The organism is Chitinophagales bacterium (assembly GCA_017303415.1).
Lineage (GTDB): Bacteria > Bacteroidota > Bacteroidia > Chitinophagales > Chitinophagaceae > SpSt-398.
Genome location: JAFLBJ010000001.1, coordinates 2951416 through 2968155, shown reverse-complemented (window position 1 = coordinate 2968155; position 16740 = coordinate 2951416). Strand labels below are relative to the sequence as shown.

The following is a 16740-nucleotide window of genomic DNA, read 5'->3' as shown; positions in this document are numbered from 1 at the left end:
AACGACTGTTAGCATGGAGCAACACCCTACTATTTCCTTTGATGATACCGATCTGGCCTTTCATTACAAGACCGATAAAGAATTAAAACGGGCCCATTTTCTGTTTTCCATGATGGGCAGACCCTGGATTGTAAAGGCTGGCATTGCATTGACCCCGGCCGCTATCCGGTGGAACATCCCATTTGTCAAACCCATTGTACGCAATACGATATTCAGGCAGTTTGTTGGCGGGGAGAGTCTGGAGGAGACCGCAACAGTGGCCAAAAAGTTGGGTGAGTATAAAGTAAAAGTAATCCTGGACTATGGGGTAGAAGGGGGGGATGATGGGGAAAAGGGTTTTGATGAATCCTGTGAGCAGTTTATCCGTGTTATACGCTATGCAGCATCGCAGGCCAATATTCCTTTTATGAGTGTAAAGGTGACCGGTTTATCAAGAACCGGTTTATTGGAAAAGCTCGATACCATGATGCATGCCCTGCCCGGCTCCCTGATGAAAAGGTATCTGAAGGCTATTGATGAACTGCCAGCTGCCGAACGAGAGGAATGGCATCGCGTCAGACACCGGCTAATGAAGATCTCCCAAACAGCCGCAGAAGCAGGTGTTGGGGTGCTGATCGATGCGGAAGAAACATGGATACAGGATCCGGTGGATGCCCTGACCATCCTCATGATGGATGCCTTTAACAAAGAGAAGGCCGTGGTGTACAATACCACGCAACATTATCGCCACGATCGCCTGGCTTTTTTAAAGGACTCGTATGAAGCCGCCCTGGAACGCAAGTTTATCCTTGGCGCCAAACTCGTTCGTGGTGCCTATATGGAAAAGGAAAGAGAAAGGGCAGTGGAAAATGGTTATCCTTCTCCGATACAACCCGATAAAGAAAGTACCGATCGTGATTTCAATGATGCGGTTCGTTTTTGTGTAGACCACCTCGACCGTATTGCGTTGATCGTGGCTTCCCACAATGAATATAGCAATCTGCTTACCACCCAATTGCTGGAACAAAAGAATCTCCCGCTGGATCATCCCCATGTTCATTTCAGCCAGTTATATGGCATGAGCGACAATATCACCTTCAACCTGGCCCATGCAGGATGCAGTGTAAGTAAATACCTGCCCTTTGGCCCCATTGGCGATGTGATACCTTACCTGATGCGCCGTGCCCAGGAAAACACTTCTATTGGAGGACAAACGGGCAGAGAACTGGGGCTGATAACAAAAGAATTAAAAAGAAGAGGGGGAGGGAATTAGAAATAAGGAATAAGTAGTTAACCTTCCTTATTTCTTATTCTTTTTTCCCTAAACTTCCAATAACTTCTTTAAACGAACTAAATAGTCTAACTCCGGGTGATTGATCTTTCTCACACTTTCCGCAATATGCCGGGCACTGTTAAATATCCGCTTGCGGGTATCCACATCTATTTCACGTTCATATTCCTGAAAATAAATTTCGAAAGCACGGTAGGCATCTTCCGCCGTTTCATAATTTTCTTCCATGGTATCAAATTCAAACTGGATCACATAGGCCCTGTCGGTACCAAAACGGTCTGTGCTTTCATCATAATGTTTCCACGTGTATTGAATTTCATCAGTCAGGCTTTTTCTTTCCTCAGGTCTGATTTTTCGATCAGCCGCTGCAATGGCATAGAATAAATTGCCAAGTTGCTTGTAGAGTCTGTTGGTGTTGGTCATAAACAACCGCTTTATAAGCGAAAGTTATTTCACATATATCTGGATCGGGCTGAGACTGGTCAGGGATTTTTCTGTTTGTGGTCAAGGGGGGAGCGTGAGGAGTGAGGCGTGAATCGTGAGACGTGAATCGTGAGACGTGAATCGTGAGTAGTAAAACGTCAATAAATACATCAACTGATTGTTTTACAATAATTTAAGAGTCCCGGACTCACGCCTCACGCCTCACGACTGACGTCTCACGATTCACGACTGACGTCCCATCTCTCACGACATTCCTCATTTCATCCTAAATTGCGCCCATGCAGCAATACCTTTCTCTTCTTCAGCATATTTTAGATCATGGTACGGATAAGAGTGACCGGACAGGGACCGGTACAAGGAGTTGTTTTGGTTATCAAATGCGGTTTGATCTGCAGCAAGGATTTCCCCTCGTAACCACCAAAAAGGCCCATTTAAAAAGCATCATTCATGAGTTGCTTTGGTTTTTAAAAGGTGAAACAAACATTGCCTATTTAAAGGAAAATGGAGTGAGTATTTGGAATGAATGGGCGAATGAACAGGGAGAACTGGGTCCGGTTTATGGCAAGCAATGGAGAAGTTGGGAAGGAAAGGATGGGAAGGTGGTTGATCAGATTACGGATGTTCTCCATCAATTAAAAAATAACCCGGATAGCCGTCGTATGATCGTCAGTGCCTGGAACGTAGGGGAGTTGTCCGAAATGGCGCTTATGCCCTGTCATACGCTTTTTCAATTTTATACTGCTCCCGGCCCCAATGGGAAAAGACGTTTGTCCTGCCAACTCTATCAGCGCAGTGCGGATGTATTTCTCGGCGTTCCATTCAATATTGCTTCCTATGCATTGCTTACACTGATGATGGCACAGGTGTGTAATATGGAGCCAGGTGATTTTGTCCACACATTCGGAGATGTACATATTTACAGCAATCACATGGATCAGGTAAATCTTCAGCTTAGCCGTGATCCATTTCCGCTCCCTGTCATGAAGATCAATCCGAATGTAAAAGATATATTTGATTTCAAGTTTGAAGATTTTACCTTGGAAAATTACCAGTCACATCCGGCGATAAAAGCCCCCGTAGCAGTATAATAAGTGAATTGCCTGGATGCCCTATTTTTGTATTCCTTATTTCAAATTCCTTATTCCTTATTTCAATGGTTATTTCTCTCATAGTTGCGGTTTCCCAAAACAACGTCATCGGTAAAGAGAACCGCCTTCCCTGGCACCTTCCCGAAGACCTGAAATATTTTAAAAACACCACCTGGGCCATGCCCATTGTAATGGGGAGAAAGACCTGGGAGTCATTGGGAAAAGCCCTTCCCGGACGAACCAATATTGTGATCAGTCGAAACAATGAGTTCAATGCGGAAGGCGCACATGTGGTTGACTCGCTGGAGGGCGCGAAGAAAATCGCGGAAGCATTGGATGTAAAAGAGATATTCATAATCGGAGGAGCAGAGATTTTCTCTTTGGCCCTGCCACTCGCGCAACGTTTATACCTGACCCGGATACATCAGGATTTTGAAGGCGATGTTTTCTTTCCCGCCATCGATCCTTCCAAATGGGAACTGGCATTCAAAAGAGATTGCCAACCGGATGAAAAGAACAAATACGCATATAGTTTCGAACGTTGGGAGGCCAGACCCTGATCAAGCAATAATAAATGGGAAACTGGCTACATAGAATCCGGTTCATTGGTAAATACCTGCATTACTATTTCTCCGCCTCCAATGGTAAAGGGCATGGCACCCATTCTCCCTTTGTGTTTGGTTTCATCAAACAGGTGTTGAACGATCGTGCAACCTATCCGGCCTATGAAAAAGTGGAGTCGCTACGAAAAAAATTAATCAACGATAAGCGGATGGTATCGGTGGAAGACCTTGGAGCAGGTACTACCACTGGCGCCGGACATCAACGGTCCATCTCCAGCATTGCCACCCATGCCGCTAAACCGCCCAAGTATGCCCAGCTCCTTTTTCGTATCGCCCGGTATTATCGATCACAACAGATATTGGAGTTGGGTACTTCGCTTGGTTTAACCAGTGCCTATCTGGCACAGGCAAACGAAAAGGTTAAACTTCTTACGCTCGAAGGAGCCCCTTCCATTGCTGAACTGGCCACCCATCATTTTAATCAATTAGGGTTGGAGAATATTGAGGTGGTGACAGGAAATTTTGACCAAACTCTTTTACCCGCCCTGGAAAAACTGGGCAGACCGGATATGGTCTTTATTGATGGCAACCACCGGAAAGAGCCCACATTGCGGTATTTTAAAGCCTTGCTCCAACATGCCGGACCCGAAACGATCCTGATATTTGATGATATACATTGGAGCCGGGAAATGGAAGAAGCCTGGGGGGAGATATGTCAGAATCCCGCGGTACAGTGCAGTCTTGACCTCTTCTTTATTGGCATCGTATTCTTTCGGGAGGAATTCAAGGAGAAGGTTCACTTCACAATTCGGTACTAAGAGTGGAATAATCAGGGTTTCAGCTAACAATTATCACCTGTTCCCACAACCTAAAATTCGTTACCTTCGACCCTGGAATTTATCCATATGACGATAGGCATTCTAAAAGAACCCGCATACGAGTCCAGAGTATCCCTTCTGGCGGAAGCGGCCGCCACCCTCACCAAGAAAGGTATCCAGATCATTGTTGAAGAAAATGCAGGGGCCAAGGCCTTTTGCCCGGATAGTGAATACACTAAGGCCGGGGCCAGGGTTACAAGCCGGACTGAGGTGATTGCCTCGGCTGATCTGTTACTGGGAATCCATACGCCGGAAGAAGCGGGTGGTCCTTCCTTTGCCGGAAAGGTGATGTTGGGTGTATACCAGCCATTGTTTCAGAAAGACATCATGCAACAATGGGCTACGAATAAGATCACAACCTTTTCCCTTGATATGCTGCCGCGTACCACCCGGGCCCAGGCCATGGATGTATTGAGTTCGCAGGCTAATATCGCCGGGTATAAGGCCGTGCTGACTGCAGCTGCCTCTTACTCCCGTTATTTCCCCATGTTCATGACCGCGGCAGGAAGTATTGCCCCCGCAAAAATGCTCATATTAGGGGCCGGCGTAGCTGGTCTCCAGGCCATTGCTACTTCGCGCCGACTGGGTGCGGTAGTAGAAGTATTCGATACGCGTCCGGCTGTGAAAGAGGAGGTGATGAGTCTGGGTGCGAAATTCATTGAAGTAGAAGGAGCCGCCGATGCCTCAAAAGCTGGCGGATATGCCGTAGAGCAATCCGAAGATTTTATGCAAAGGCAGAAAGCCCGGATCGCTGAATCAGCTGCTAAGGCAGATATTATCATTACCACGGCGCAGATCCCTGGTAAAAAAGCCCCGATCCTGATCACAGAGGAAATGATCGCTGCCATGCGCCCGGGTTCCATCATTATCGATCTGGCAGCCGCTACAGGGGGTAATACACCCTTTACCAAAAACAATGAGACCGTTGTACAAGGCGGGGTCAGCATCATTGGCAATTCCAATCTGCAAGCGACCATGCCTTCGGATGCAAGTAAAATGTACGGTAAGAATATCCTGAATTTTCTGGCCCTGCTGATCACCAAGGAAGGCCAGCTTCACCTGAATTGGGAAGACGATCTCGTAAAGGGAAGTTGTATCACCCATGAAGGGGAGATCGTGCATGAACGGGTCAAATAATTTTTTTATTGAAATAATATAAAAATGGATTCAATTCTCGGATGGATAACAGCCAATCAGCAGATCATCTACATCGTGATCCTGATGATCTTTGTGGGTATTGAGGTCATTGGCCGGGTGCCCAGTGTGTTACATACGCCATTGATGAGTGGGGCCAACGCGATTCACGGAGTAGTGATCATTGGTGCTATCATTGTGATGGGCAAGGCTGAACACGATAATTATCTGGCCCTTATACTCGGCTTTCTGGCCGTGATACTTGGAACCCTGAATGTGGTGGGTGGTTTTGTTGTCACCGACCGTATGCTGGAGATGTTCAAAAAGAAAAAGTAATTCGAATGATGGATCTCAACCTACTTACGCTTAGTTACCTGATCGGATCGATCACTTTTATCATTGGCCTGAAAATGCTTTCCAATCCTGCTACTGCCCGAAAAGGAAACTGGGTGGCCGCTACAGGAATGACCATTGCCATTCTGGGTACTATTTTTCTGTATCGTGACGAGGCCGGAAATAAATTACATAACTACGGATGGATTTTTGGTGGTATCCTGATCGGCTCGATCGTGGGAACCCTGGCGGCTAAAAAAGTAAAGATGACCGCCATGCCGGAAATGGTCAGCCTGTTCAATGGAATGGGTGGTGCCTGTGCCGCGCTTATCTCTTTTATCGAATTCGATCATTTAGCCAATAATAATTTTTCAATCAGCATCGAAGAGTCCTATGTATCAGACGTGGTAGGTACCACTGAAATACTTCAACTTCCTGTTCCCGCAGGAATGTTGATCACCATCATGCTTGGCCTGATCATCGGGTCCGTATCCTTTGCAGGTTCCATGGTGGCCTGGGCTAAATTGAATGGCCGGATGAAAGACTTTGCATTTCCCGGTCAGCATATATTCAATCTTGTGTTGCTGGCGGTTATTTTGGGATTGGCCGTGTATGTCGTAGGATGGGTGCCTGCTTCGAGCCACCTGCTCTTCTACCTGATCTTCGCGCTCGCGTTGATCTACGGTGTCTTTTTTGTGTTACCGATCGGTGGAGCAGATATGCCAGTGGTTATTTCGCTGCTGAACTCCTTTACCGGTGTAGCCGCTGCCAGTGGGGGCTTCCTCTATGATAATAAAGTGATGCTTACAGGGGGTATCCTGGTGGGTGCCGCAGGTACCTTGTTAACGATACTGATGTGTAAAGCCATGAACCGTTCATTGGCGAATGTACTTATCGGGTCATTTGGCGGAGGTGCGAAAGCCGCTGCCGGTGGATCAACCCAACAAGGTAGCTACAAGGAGATCAACCTGAGTGATACCGCCGTGGTGATGAGCTATGCCCAGAAGGTTTTTATTGTTCCCGGCTATGGATTGGCCGTTGCCCAGGCACAACATGCCTGTCATGAACTGGAAAAATTACTTGAAGCCAAAGGGGTAGAGGTAAAATATGCCATTCATCCGGTGGCAGGTCGTATGCCCGGTCATATGAATGTGCTGCTCGCAGAGGCTGATGTAGCTTATGATAAATTGTTGGAAATGGAACAAGCCAACGAGGAATTTCATAATACCGATGTGGTGTTGATCCTGGGTGCGAATGATGTGGTGAACCCGGCGGCTAAATCTGACCCTTCTTCTCCCATATACGGTATGCCGATCCTGGATGTGGAATTGGCCAAGACAGTTATCGTGAACAAACGAAGCATGAAACCGGGTTATGCAGGCATTGAGAATGATCTGTTTTTCCGGCCAAAGACCTCCATGCTTTTTGGCGATGCGAAGAAAGTACTCCAGGACCTTATCGCTGAAATCAAAAGCATCTAATTTCCTTGCGTGCCAATACCTGCTGCCTTGTTGCAATCACTGAATGGCCTGCCTGGTTTTAACAGGGAGGCGTTCATGCAAGTACATGGCGAGTCCGGATCATTGACGTCCATCCGGATCAATCCTCTTAAATGCTCTATCGCTCCTGCTTCTCTTCCTGTGGCAGAGAAAGTTCCCTGGTCGGAATTCGGTTATTATCTGGAGAAAAGACCATCCTTCACCTTCGATCCCTTCTTTCATGCGGGAACGTATTATGTACAGGAAGCCAGTTCCATGTTCCTCGAACAGGCCATGCGCCAATCGCTTGATCTGTCAAAGCCCTTGCGGGTATTGGATATCAGTGCGGCCCCGGGAGGTAAGTCCACCCATCTTCAATCCCTGCTTTCCAATGACAGCCTTTTGGTGAGCAATGAGGTGATCCGTTCGAGAAGTCATATCCTCTATGAGAATTGCATGAAGTGGGGCGGGGCCAATGTGGTGGTTACGAACAATGATCCTCGCGATTTTACCCGCCTGGAAGGCTGGTTTGATGTTGTAGTGGTCGACGCGCCTTGCAGCGGAAGTGGTTTGTTTAGACGTGATCCTGACGCGATAAATGAATGGAGCGAAGAAGCGGTGACACTCTGCAGTCAGCGCCAACAACGGATATTAGCGGATATTTTACCCGTGTTAAAAAAAGAGGGAATATTGATCTATTCCACCTGCTCCTATTCAAAGGAGGAGGATGAATCGATCCTGGATTGGTTAATACAGGAAGGTGGATTGGAATCCATCTCGCTCACTTTGGAAAATGAATGGAGGATCGTTGAAACCGAATCAACTACAGGAGCAAGAGGATACCGATTTTGGCCCGATCAGGTTAAAGGCGAGGGATTCTTTCTGGGTTGTTTTCGTAAACCGCATGGGGAGGAAGGACCGGCTTACAGCAAAGAAAAAAAGATCAGCCCCTTATCCCGAAAAGAACAGACTGATATTTCCCCCTGGATCAAACAGGACGGACTCTTTTTGTGGAAACATGAGCAATTCATTCAGGCCATACAGGAAGAAAGCCAGCAGGTCATAGGGGCTTTATTCCAGTCCCTCCGTGTGGTCAATGCGGGTTTTCGGGTAGGTGAATGGATGCGGGATAAATTGATCCCGGACCATGCCCTCGCAATGACCGGATATATTCCGCACGAAATCCCCCGCTTGGACCTGGATAAAGAGCAGGCCATCCGTTATTTGCAGCGAAAAGAGATCACTGGTGGCTCAATCCGTGGGTGGCAACTGGCCCAATTTTCGGGGCATAACCTGGGATGGGTCAATGTGTTGCCCAATCGCGTCAATAACTACTATCCCAAAGAGTTGCGAATTCTCAAAGAGGATGGAGCGAATGGGTAAAATTTCCTCATCTTTGCAGGCCAAACCCGGATCGTATGAAGAAGATGATTTTTTTAGGATTGTTCCTGGCGGTCAATATGTTGGTAATCGCTCAGGACAACCGCCTGGTGGTCAAAAAAGGATCGAACGGACTCTATCTGGAGCATTCCGTAGCGGCAAAAGAAGGCCTGTATTCAATCGGTCGGTTGTATAATGTTCATCCCCGTCACCTGGCTTCCTATAATAACTGGGATATGTCTAAAGGACTGGCCATTGGTCAGCTTATCCAGGTTCCATTAACGGATACTAATTTCAATCTTCAGGCGCAAAGAGGCACTCCTGTTTATTATGTGACCGGTCAGGGTGAAGGATTGTTTCGGGTTAGTCAGCTTTCCAAAAAACTTACAGCAGAAAAATTGCGCCAGTGGAATGGCCTGAAGTCGGATAATATCGCTGCCGGACAATACCTTGTTATCGGTTATCTTATTTCCGATGAATGGGCTAAGAATAAACCTGAAGTTGTTGCCAATAAACCCGAGACAAAAGATCCGGTTAAACCTGCAGAACCCGAGATCGTACAGGAAAAGCCGGTAGTGGAAACTCAAAAGCCAGTTGTATCCGAGCAAGTGAAGGTTGATCCAAAACCAGTTCAACCCACTCCGCAAAGAACCGGGGCAGAGGGTTACTTTAAAGCCTTCTTTGATCAGCAGATCAAGTTACAGCCCGTTTCAAAACAACAGACCGTCAATGCCAGTATTTTCAAAACCCTGAGTGGCTGGCAGGATGGTAAGTTTTACCTGTTAATGGATAATGTGCTGCCTGGAACGATCGTAAAGCTATCCAATCCCGAGAATGGGAAGGTTGTTTATGCTAAAGTACTGGGAGAAATGGCGGGGATCAAACTTAATCAAGGCCTGGATATCCGGATCAGCAACGCGGCTTCTTCAGTACTTGAAATCCCAGAAGCCAATACCGAGAAATTCATTGTTCAAATCGAGTGGTAAACTTCTTTGTGCCTTAGCGTCTTTGCGGTTAAGTTACTTTACCGCCAAGACGCCAGGGCGCAAAGGGACGCAAGGATAGCTAAATTCGGAAGCCTCTTAGAAATTCTTCCACGCCCATTCTCTTTTTTCCTTCCATCTGTAATTCCTTCACCTGAACATACCCGTCGCTACAGGCAAATTTGAGTTCATTTTTCCCATTGGTTACAAATTCACCAAAAGCCTGCTGCGGAGGCGTTATTTCTTTCTCTGTACGATAGATCTTTAAGGTTTTTCCCTGAAGGGTGGTAAAAGCACCAGGGAATGGGGAAAGTCCCCGGATCAGGTTATGCACCTGCTCGGTTGATTGGCTGAAATTGATCCGGCAGGTCTCCGTAAATATTTTAGGCGCGTGTTTGAGTGACGAAACGGGAAAACTATCCTGTGGTTTTTCCTTCAGGGTCTCATCCGCCAAACCTTCGATGGTCCTGACCAATAATCGCGCACCAATTTCTTTCATTCGGTCATGAACTTCTCCCGCAGTTTCATTTTCGCCAATCGGAAAGGAATCCTGTAATAAAATATCACCCGTGTCTATTTCATGTTTAAGCCGAAAGGTCGTAACACCGGTTTCCTTTTCACCATTTATTACTGCCCAATTTATAGGGGCAGCGCCGCGGTATTGAGGCAATAAGGACCCGTGCAGATTGACTGAACCCATAGGAGGCATATTCCAAACCATTTCTGGCAACATCCGGAAAGCAACCACAACCTGTATATCCGCTTTCAGGGTTTTCAAGCGGTCAATAAAAACGGGGTCACGTAATTTTTCAGGTTGTAAAACCTCGATCCCTTTGTCCACCGAATATTTTTTAACCGCACTTTGGGTGAGTTGCATGCCCCTGCCAGCAGGTTTGTCTGGTGCCGTCACTACTGCCACAATGTTGGCTCCGGCCTGCACAAGCGCATCCAGTGAAGCAACGGCAAACTCAGGCGTGCCCATGAAAATGATCCGGAGGGAGGGGAGGGATTTCATTGGGGCGAAGGTAGCGAATTGTTAAACGTGAGACGTGAATCGTGAGACGTGAATCGTGAGTTTCATCTCACGTCTCACGATTCACGCCTCATCCCTCACTTCTTCATATACCCACTAAATATCCCCGAGCCCGGATATTCCGCATCATTCATCCATAATACTTTTGCTCCTTTGATATAGGAGAAATACACATCGTATTTCTTTGGTTTTTTCTCGATGTCGGAAAACCAGACCTGCCAGTCATTCACCATCTTGAAATTTCCTTCACTCTTTGCAGAGGCAAATTGAGTTTGTCCACCATATGAATTGGCCGCGACGATATTCCATTTATATCGCCCTGGTGCAAAAAAGTCAAATTCCTGTGAACTGGAATAGGTGCTCATGCCTGCACTGGCCCCGGTGTAAATGTTGGCATAAAAGGTATTGCTGGAAAACCTGTCTGCCCAAAGACCGGTCAGTTCAAATTCTTTTACCCCAAACCGATTGTATCCATACATCAGCTTTATCTTGTTCCAAACATCCAACCCCGCGTTTTGAAGGGTTTGCATTGTAAAACCAAACTCATTGGCAAAGCTCTGTTCATCGGGAGTCACTACTTCCATCCAAACCGTACTCGCTTTTCTGAAAAGGGAAACCAATACCCGTTGCCCGGTCTGGTTTTCGGTAAGAGTGGCCTGACAGAAATAGGCTTTCTCCCAATCCAGGAGATTTGGACCCAGTTGATAATTCTGAATGGAACTATACCGGGGAGCCACCAATAGGTTCCAGGCTACTCCACAATTATCGGCCATATCTGAACTTGTCGAATTGGCATTGGGATTGGGGTAATGAAGGATGACTTTTATATTCCCTTTTACCACTTCTACCCAGTCTTCCTTGGCTGTACTGACCCAGCCATTATCAAAACGTGTTTCGGTAAAACCTGAATTCTGAAGGGTATTGCCTGAGGATCCCATTTGTCCCTGAGTACCCGGGTCGGGGGTGTTATTGACCGGGGTATTGTTTACCGGGGTATTGGTATCGGGCTCATTGTTTACCGGCGTATTATTCACCGTGGTTTCGTTCTGGGGAGGCGAGTAGGTTTGACCACCACCGGCATTGGGGTCCTGCATGGGCTCAAAGGAAACTGCAGGTGCCTGCTCGGGTATTCCAAAATAGAGATTGCTTTCCTTTTTATCCATCGAAAAATAACCCATCAGGTACTGACCACCTTTTTCCAACCACACAAATTTATCATCACCTTCTACGGGCGCAAGGTTCCAACCCTGGGTGATCAGTTGATCGATCAGCGAATCTGAATTATAACCGGAGGTTGAAACAGGCGGCAGGTACAATACCTCCACCGCACCAATACCGGTACCATATTTTTTGCTTTCGAGCTCCAATAATATTCGTGCCCCGGTTTCGGACAAAAACCTTTTGTCCATTCGGCTATTGGCAGGTAATGAAATACCCGCCATGGCCGATTGTGTAACCGGATCTACTTTCTTCTGCCCAAAGGTTGGCAGCAGGGCCAGAAGAAAGACGGGGAGAAGGAGGAGTTTCATCTTGGTCATTTGCTGATTTGAAGAAATGGGAGATTTTGGATTTACCGCAGAGAACAAGAGGGCGCGGAGTAACGCTGAGAAATTATAAAGGAATAAGTATAAATAATCAATAAAACCTCTGCGTAACTCTGCGTCCTCTTGTTCTCTGCGGTAAAATCCCGAATCTCCAAATTGTAATCTTAATTCGGCATAAACGCACCACCTGGTTGGAAAAGTCCATTAAAGGGCAGGCGGAGACGTTGCTGATTTTTTTGCATTAACACGGCCAGGTTATTGAACTGGATCTGTTTTTGCACAATGGAGTTATTTTGATCCATGAAATTCAAGGTGATTACAGCGCCGGTAATATTCCAGGCATCAAAATCAAGGAAGATCGGTTTGGGATCAAAAAATACATCTACATAGCCTCCGGAACTGGAGAAGGATTCCATGAGCAGGTCATCGGGGTTAACCCCTGACCGTACATGCATGGCAATATCGTTGGAGCTTTTGAATTCAATATTGTTGAAGTTATTCTCCGCTACCATCAGGTTTTTGGAATTCACCAGTTCCGCAATGGCATTTGATCCTTGCTCCTTATTGTCCTTACCTGTATAGAGGGTAATCGTGGCGGTAGAAAGCCGGTAGGTGGAAGATTTGGGCACACATTTTCTGACGGTGAATTTATCAGTGGCCGTTTCAATACCCAGGATATTCCCGTTCAGGTCCATAAAGGAATAGGAAATGGGTTGGGCGCTCTGATAATTACATCTTGAAAGCAGATCGGTGATCTCTGTTTGCAGTTTATCTGTAGAAAGAATGGTTGTATTCATGGGGCCACCAATGATATACACATTGGCCGTGGTAGAAGCCGCTTTACTGCTTTTTAAGTAATTGAAGGTGGCAAAGGCATTGGCTGAAACACCTTTTCCGCTATCCGCGCCAAAACTGGCTTTGAAATCCACATCGTCTTTATTGGTAACAACGGTGATCTCCAGGTTGGCCAATACTCTGGCGCCATAGGTCACACTCTTGATCACCATCAGGTTGGGGTTATTGGCCTCGATGGTTTTATCGGAAAAGAAGCCACTCGCTGGTACGGAAGTAGTCAGTGTGTACAAAGGCTTGATGGCGTCTATGGTGAGATAGTATTTCTTTTCTGTCTGGCTGATATTGAAACCGCCAGAGGCTTTAAAACCTGCATAACCACCTCCGGCAGACAGCTTGATGGAGAGGTCGGCATCATTGTCTGAGGTAAAAACACGGTACTGGATATTCGCGCTTCCTGTTGTGGTGGAAAATGGGCGGATCAGTGTTGCGATCTTACTGTTGATGTTGTTCATGGTCGGGTTGGTCACCTCTTCAAAGGTGGAGCCGGTGCTGTTTGCCAGGTTATCGGTAGCAATTGTGATGGCGTTACGTCCTTGTTCCAATGGCCGGAAGTTACCGGAGAAGAAATTGGTAAAGGAATAGATGGCCCCCGGGAAAATATGGATGGCCTGCTGATTGTAGTTGACATTCATGAAGGTCAGGCTTTGGGCGTTGATGTTCTTTACCTCACTGACACAATTGTCCATTCCCTGGTTTTGTTCGGTACGACCGGATACGGTTTCTTTAATTACGCCACCAAAGTTGTTGGTGACATTTTGCGGGTTCTGCCGGATCGTGGTATACAGGCGTCCACCATCGGGCTGTGTATATACATGGGTAGGATTGGTGAAGTTACCGGCAGGCTTGATCACCGTACCAATTACTTTGGGTGTGGCGGCCGGATTTTTCACCTGCTTAATGGGCTGAGAGGTCGCTTTGGTCGGGGTTTTTGATACGCGTTGAAACTGGGCCTGTGCCAGATTTCCTATGGCTACCATAAAAAGGAGCAACGCTAAGGTCTTTTTCATTTTATTTTTATTTTTTGTGATTGATGGGTCGAAAATAGAATCAGACGAACCCTCAATCACTCCCCTAAAAACAGGAGATTTTAGAATTATTGAAAAATCATGGAAAAGGGGGAGAAGGGGAGGGGTTGCATGGTTGTTAATTTGTAGTATGAGGTATTATTTCTACTTTTCTTTATGAAGTCGCTATTACTATATACTGGTCTTTTTTGGTTTTTGCCCTTTTTTGTCCAGGGACAGGAGCTCATGAACAGGGACAGTCTGCTTCGCCTATTACCGGCCGCCAAAGAGGATACGAATAAAGTACTCCTGTTGATCAGTATCGGGCAACAGTATGAAGGAACCGAACCCGGCACAGCCAAAGCCTATTATCGCCAGGCCCGTGAACTTAGCCGAAAGATGGATTATACCCTGGGGGAGATCCGTTTCATCACCAACTATACCTACCTACTGAACATGGAGGGGCGTTATGATTCCTCCATTCAACTCAACCATCGTTCGGTGGAACTGGCAAGGCAGATCAATCATACAGAGTATCTGGCAAAATGCCTGTTCAATACCGGGACGGCCTATCAATATGCCGGACTGTATGATAGCGCTATCATTCAATATGAGGAAGGAAAAAAAGTGTTTGCGTTGCTTAAGAATGAGAAATTGGAAGCGAAAAGCAAGGATATTCTACAATTGCTTTATGCGGAATTACACCGGTATGATAAAGCGATCGAATTGGGAGAAGGCGCGATCGTTTATTTTAGGCAGTCCGGGGATAAATATTCACTGGCGATTGCCCTCAGTAATACCGGGTTGAGTTATGTGAACACCGGCAAGATGGAGAAAGCCGTTTCTTATTTTAAAGAATCGCTGGCATTGGGTAAGGAGATCGGTGATCTCCAGATCGAAACCACAAATATGCTCAACCTGGGCGATTGCCTGATACAGACCAATCAGTATAGCCAGCTATATCCTTATTTCAAAAGGGCGTTGGAGCTGAGCCAGCGAATGGGGGCGAAGGAAAGTGAAGCCATTGCCAACCGCGGAATGGCCATTTACTATTTATGGAAAAATGAACTCCCATTGGCCAAAAAACACATGGACCAGGCACTGGAGATCACCACCTATTCTGACCAACGGGTGCAACACCGAAGGAATTTAGAAACCTTATCCAGTGTACTTTTTGCCATGCACCGGGTGCAGGAAGCAGAAGAAGCCCTCCGTACTTCAACCATTCTGGGGGACAGCCTCAATGGTGAATTGGTTCAACAAACCACGCTGCAACTGGAAAAGAAGTATGAATCCGAACGGAAGGATAATCAGATACGCCTGCAGCAGGCCAGCCTAAGGCAAAAGACCACACTTAACTATATGCTGATCGGAGGAGCGGTCGCTCTTTTACTGATCTCTTCTCTGCTCTATCTTAACTACCGGCACAAACAGCGCCTTCAGGTACAGCGAATCCAGGAACTGGAGACCGAAAAGCAACTCATGGCAACCGAGGCTGTGCTGAAAGGGGAGGAGCAGGAAAGAAGCCGCCTGGCCAAAGACCTCCATGATGGATTGGGAGGCATGTTATCCGGAATCAAATACTCATTGAATACCATGAAAGGAAACCAGATCATGACGCCCGAAAACCAACAGGCTTTTGAGCGGAGTATGGATATGCTGGACAGCTCGATCAAGGAAATGCGCCGCGTCGCGCACAACATGATGCCCGAAGCCCTGTTAAAGTTTGGGTTGGATACAGCCCTCCGCGATTTCTGCAACGACATTAACCAATCAGGCGCTTTAACCGTCACCTATCAATCCTTTGGTATGGATGGGGTACATTGGGAACAATCCACCGCGATCACGATCTATCGGATCGTACAGGAATTGTTGAACAATACGATGAAACATGCCGCGGCAAGAACAGCCATTGTACAGGTGGGACATACGGCAGAGGGCACCAGCATTACTGTAGAAGATGATGGCAAAGGCTTTGACCCGCTTATTCTCAAAGGGGCAAGGGGTATTGGGTGGACCAATATACAAAGCCGGATCAGTTACCTCAAAGGACGCTGGGATGTACAATCCGAGCCCGGTAAAGGAACATCCATTCATATTGAAATCAATTCATGATGCCGACGAAAGTATTCATTGTGGATGACCACTATATGGTGGTGGAAGGAATCCGATCCTTACTTCAACACGAAGCCTCGATCGAATGGGTAGGACATGCCATGACGGCATCCTCCTGTCTCGCCTTCCTGAAACAAAATGAAGTTGATGTTGTGCTGATGGATATCAATCTCCCCGATAAAAGTGGGATCGACCTTTGTGTCGAAGTTAAAAAGGCATTTCCCACAATTTTTATTCTTGGATTAAGCACATTTAACCAGCAGAGTTTTATCCAGAAAATGATGGAAAATGGGGCCTCTGGTTACCTTCTGAAAAATGCTTCACAGGAAGAATTGATGGAAGGAATACAGGAGGTGATGAAGGGCAAACTCTACCTGAGTTTGGAGGCGGCTCAATCACTTCGTCAATCCGCCGAAACTCCGGTGCCTGTTCTTACCCGACGCGAAAAAGAAATTCTCGAACTGATCGCCGATGGCATGACCAATAATGAGATCGCCCAAAAATTATTTATCAGTGTATCCACTGTCGACACACACCGAAAAAACCTGCTGGCCAAATTCGAAGCGAAAAACATTGCAGCCTTGATTCGAATGGCTACGCAGAGTCGACTAATTTGAACATTTGGGAATTTGACAGAT

General features: G+C 46.7%; 15 protein-coding genes. 11 read left to right on the top strand and 4 right to left on the bottom strand.

Features of this window, described 5'->3' with window-relative positions; translation table 11 throughout:
* The first annotated feature begins 13 nt into the window (after nt 1-13).
* A complete protein-coding gene (locus J0M30_12860) occupies nt 14-1252 on the top strand; it encodes a proline dehydrogenase family protein (GenBank protein ID MBN8668383.1) in 1239 nt (412 codons plus the stop codon).
* 48 nt (nt 1253-1300) lie between these two features.
* Here J0M30_12860 and J0M30_12855 read toward each other — a convergent pair whose 3' ends face one another.
* Nucleotides 1301-1693, bottom strand: a complete 393-nt coding sequence (locus J0M30_12855; protein ID MBN8668382.1) for a hypothetical protein — start codon at nt 1691-1693, stop codon at nt 1301-1303.
* A 299-nt stretch (nt 1694-1992) separates the two neighbouring features.
* On the opposite strand from J0M30_12855, the gene J0M30_12850 reads away from it, so the two are divergent.
* The 8 genes from J0M30_12850 to J0M30_12815 all read left to right on the top strand — a co-directional run bounded on the left by J0M30_12850 (nt 1993) and on the right by J0M30_12815 (nt 9554).
* Nucleotides 1993-2802 (top strand): thymidylate synthase, encoded by an 810-nt coding sequence (locus tag J0M30_12850; protein ID MBN8668381.1) that lies wholly within the window; start codon nt 1993-1995, stop codon nt 2800-2802.
* Nucleotides 2803-2867: 65 nt separating this feature from the next.
* Nucleotides 2868-3362, top strand: a complete 495-nt coding sequence (locus tag J0M30_12845; protein ID MBN8668380.1) for a dihydrofolate reductase — start codon at nt 2868-2870, stop codon at nt 3360-3362.
* Between the two features lie 14 nt (nt 3363-3376).
* The gene (locus J0M30_12840; GenBank protein MBN8668379.1) at nt 3377-4183 is read left to right on the top strand and encodes a class I SAM-dependent methyltransferase; all 807 of its coding nucleotides are present in this window, start codon (nt 3377-3379) and stop codon (nt 4181-4183) included.
* Nucleotides 4184-4270: 87 nt separating this feature from the next.
* Entirely contained in the window at nt 4271-5380 is a 1110-nt protein-coding gene (locus J0M30_12835) for a Re/Si-specific NAD(P)(+) transhydrogenase subunit alpha (GenBank protein MBN8668378.1), read from the top strand.
* A 24-nt stretch (nt 5381-5404) separates the two neighbouring features.
* Nucleotides 5405-5713: an NAD(P) transhydrogenase subunit alpha gene (locus J0M30_12830; GenBank protein ID MBN8668377.1), complete on the top strand. Its 309-nt coding sequence runs from the start codon at nt 5405-5407 to the stop codon at nt 5711-5713.
* Nucleotides 5714-5721: 8 nt separating this feature from the next.
* Nucleotides 5722-7191, top strand: coding sequence for an NAD(P)(+) transhydrogenase (Re/Si-specific) subunit beta (locus tag J0M30_12825; GenBank protein ID MBN8668376.1), 1470 nt, complete (start codon nt 5722-5724; stop codon nt 7189-7191).
* A 9-nt stretch (nt 7192-7200) separates the two neighbouring features.
* The gene (locus J0M30_12820; GenBank protein ID MBN8668375.1) at nt 7201-8571 is read left to right on the top strand and encodes a hypothetical protein; all 1371 of its coding nucleotides are present in this window, start codon (nt 7201-7203) and stop codon (nt 8569-8571) included.
* A 35-nt stretch (nt 8572-8606) separates the two neighbouring features.
* Nucleotides 8607-9554, top strand: a complete 948-nt coding sequence (locus tag J0M30_12815) for a LysM peptidoglycan-binding domain-containing protein (GenBank protein ID MBN8668374.1) — start codon at nt 8607-8609, stop codon at nt 9552-9554.
* A 79-nt stretch (nt 9555-9633) separates the two neighbouring features.
* Here J0M30_12815 and J0M30_12810 read toward each other — a convergent pair whose 3' ends face one another.
* From J0M30_12810 to J0M30_12800, 3 genes are all read right to left on the bottom strand, one after another.
* Nucleotides 9634-10533, bottom strand: a complete 900-nt coding sequence (locus tag J0M30_12810) for a methionyl-tRNA formyltransferase (GenBank protein MBN8668373.1) — start codon at nt 10531-10533, stop codon at nt 9634-9636.
* A 128-nt stretch (nt 10534-10661) separates the two neighbouring features.
* The gene (locus J0M30_12805) at nt 10662-12113 is read right to left on the bottom strand and encodes a hypothetical protein (protein ID MBN8668372.1); all 1452 of its coding nucleotides are present in this window, start codon (nt 12111-12113) and stop codon (nt 10662-10664) included.
* Between the two features lie 179 nt (nt 12114-12292).
* Nucleotides 12293-13990, bottom strand: coding sequence for a hypothetical protein (locus J0M30_12800; protein ID MBN8668371.1), 1698 nt, complete (start codon nt 13988-13990; stop codon nt 12293-12295).
* A 174-nt stretch (nt 13991-14164) separates the two neighbouring features.
* On the opposite strand from J0M30_12800, the gene J0M30_12795 reads away from it, so the two are divergent.
* Both J0M30_12795 and J0M30_12790 read left to right on the top strand, forming a co-directional pair.
* Complete coding sequence (locus tag J0M30_12795) at nt 14165-16102, top strand: tetratricopeptide repeat protein (protein MBN8668370.1); 1938 nt, start codon at nt 14165-14167, stop codon at nt 16100-16102.
* Nucleotides 16102-16719, top strand: coding sequence for a response regulator transcription factor (locus J0M30_12790; protein ID MBN8668369.1), 618 nt, complete (start codon nt 16102-16104; stop codon nt 16717-16719). Before J0M30_12795 ends, J0M30_12790 begins: the two co-directional genes overlap by 1 nt.
* The last annotated feature ends 21 nt before the right edge of the window (nt 16720-16740 follow it).

Excerpts from the sequence above, each read along its gene's own strand:
- J0M30_12860 (MBN8668383.1), top strand. The coding sequence starts at position 14 with ATGGAGCAACACCCTACTATTTCCTTTGATGATACCGATCTGGCCTTT.
- J0M30_12855 (MBN8668382.1), bottom strand. The coding sequence starts at position 1,693 with ATGACCAACACCAACAGACTCTACAAGCAACTTGGCAATTTATTCTAT.
- J0M30_12850 (MBN8668381.1), top strand. The coding sequence starts at position 1,993 with ATGCAGCAATACCTTTCTCTTCTTCAGCATATTTTAGATCATGGTACG.
- J0M30_12845 (MBN8668380.1), top strand. The coding sequence starts at position 2,868 with ATGGTTATTTCTCTCATAGTTGCGGTTTCCCAAAACAACGTCATCGGT.
- J0M30_12840 (MBN8668379.1), top strand. The coding sequence starts at position 3,377 with ATGGGAAACTGGCTACATAGAATCCGGTTCATTGGTAAATACCTGCAT.
- J0M30_12835 (MBN8668378.1), top strand. The coding sequence starts at position 4,271 with ATGACGATAGGCATTCTAAAAGAACCCGCATACGAGTCCAGAGTATCC.
- J0M30_12830 (MBN8668377.1), top strand. The coding sequence starts at position 5,405 with ATGGATTCAATTCTCGGATGGATAACAGCCAATCAGCAGATCATCTAC.
- J0M30_12825 (MBN8668376.1), top strand. The coding sequence starts at position 5,722 with ATGGATCTCAACCTACTTACGCTTAGTTACCTGATCGGATCGATCACT.
- J0M30_12815 (MBN8668374.1), top strand. The coding sequence starts at position 8,607 with ATGAAGAAGATGATTTTTTTAGGATTGTTCCTGGCGGTCAATATGTTG.
- J0M30_12810 (MBN8668373.1), bottom strand. The coding sequence starts at position 10,533 with ATGGGCACGCCTGAGTTTGCCGTTGCTTCACTGGATGCGCTTGTGCAG.
- J0M30_12805 (MBN8668372.1), bottom strand. The coding sequence starts at position 12,113 with ATGAAACTCCTCCTTCTCCCCGTCTTTCTTCTGGCCCTGCTGCCAACC.
- J0M30_12800 (MBN8668371.1), bottom strand. The coding sequence starts at position 13,990 with ATGAAAAAGACCTTAGCGTTGCTCCTTTTTATGGTAGCCATAGGAAAT.
- J0M30_12795 (MBN8668370.1), top strand. The coding sequence starts at position 14,165 with ATGAAGTCGCTATTACTATATACTGGTCTTTTTTGGTTTTTGCCCTTT.
- J0M30_12790 (MBN8668369.1), top strand. The coding sequence starts at position 16,102 with ATGCCGACGAAAGTATTCATTGTGGATGACCACTATATGGTGGTGGAA.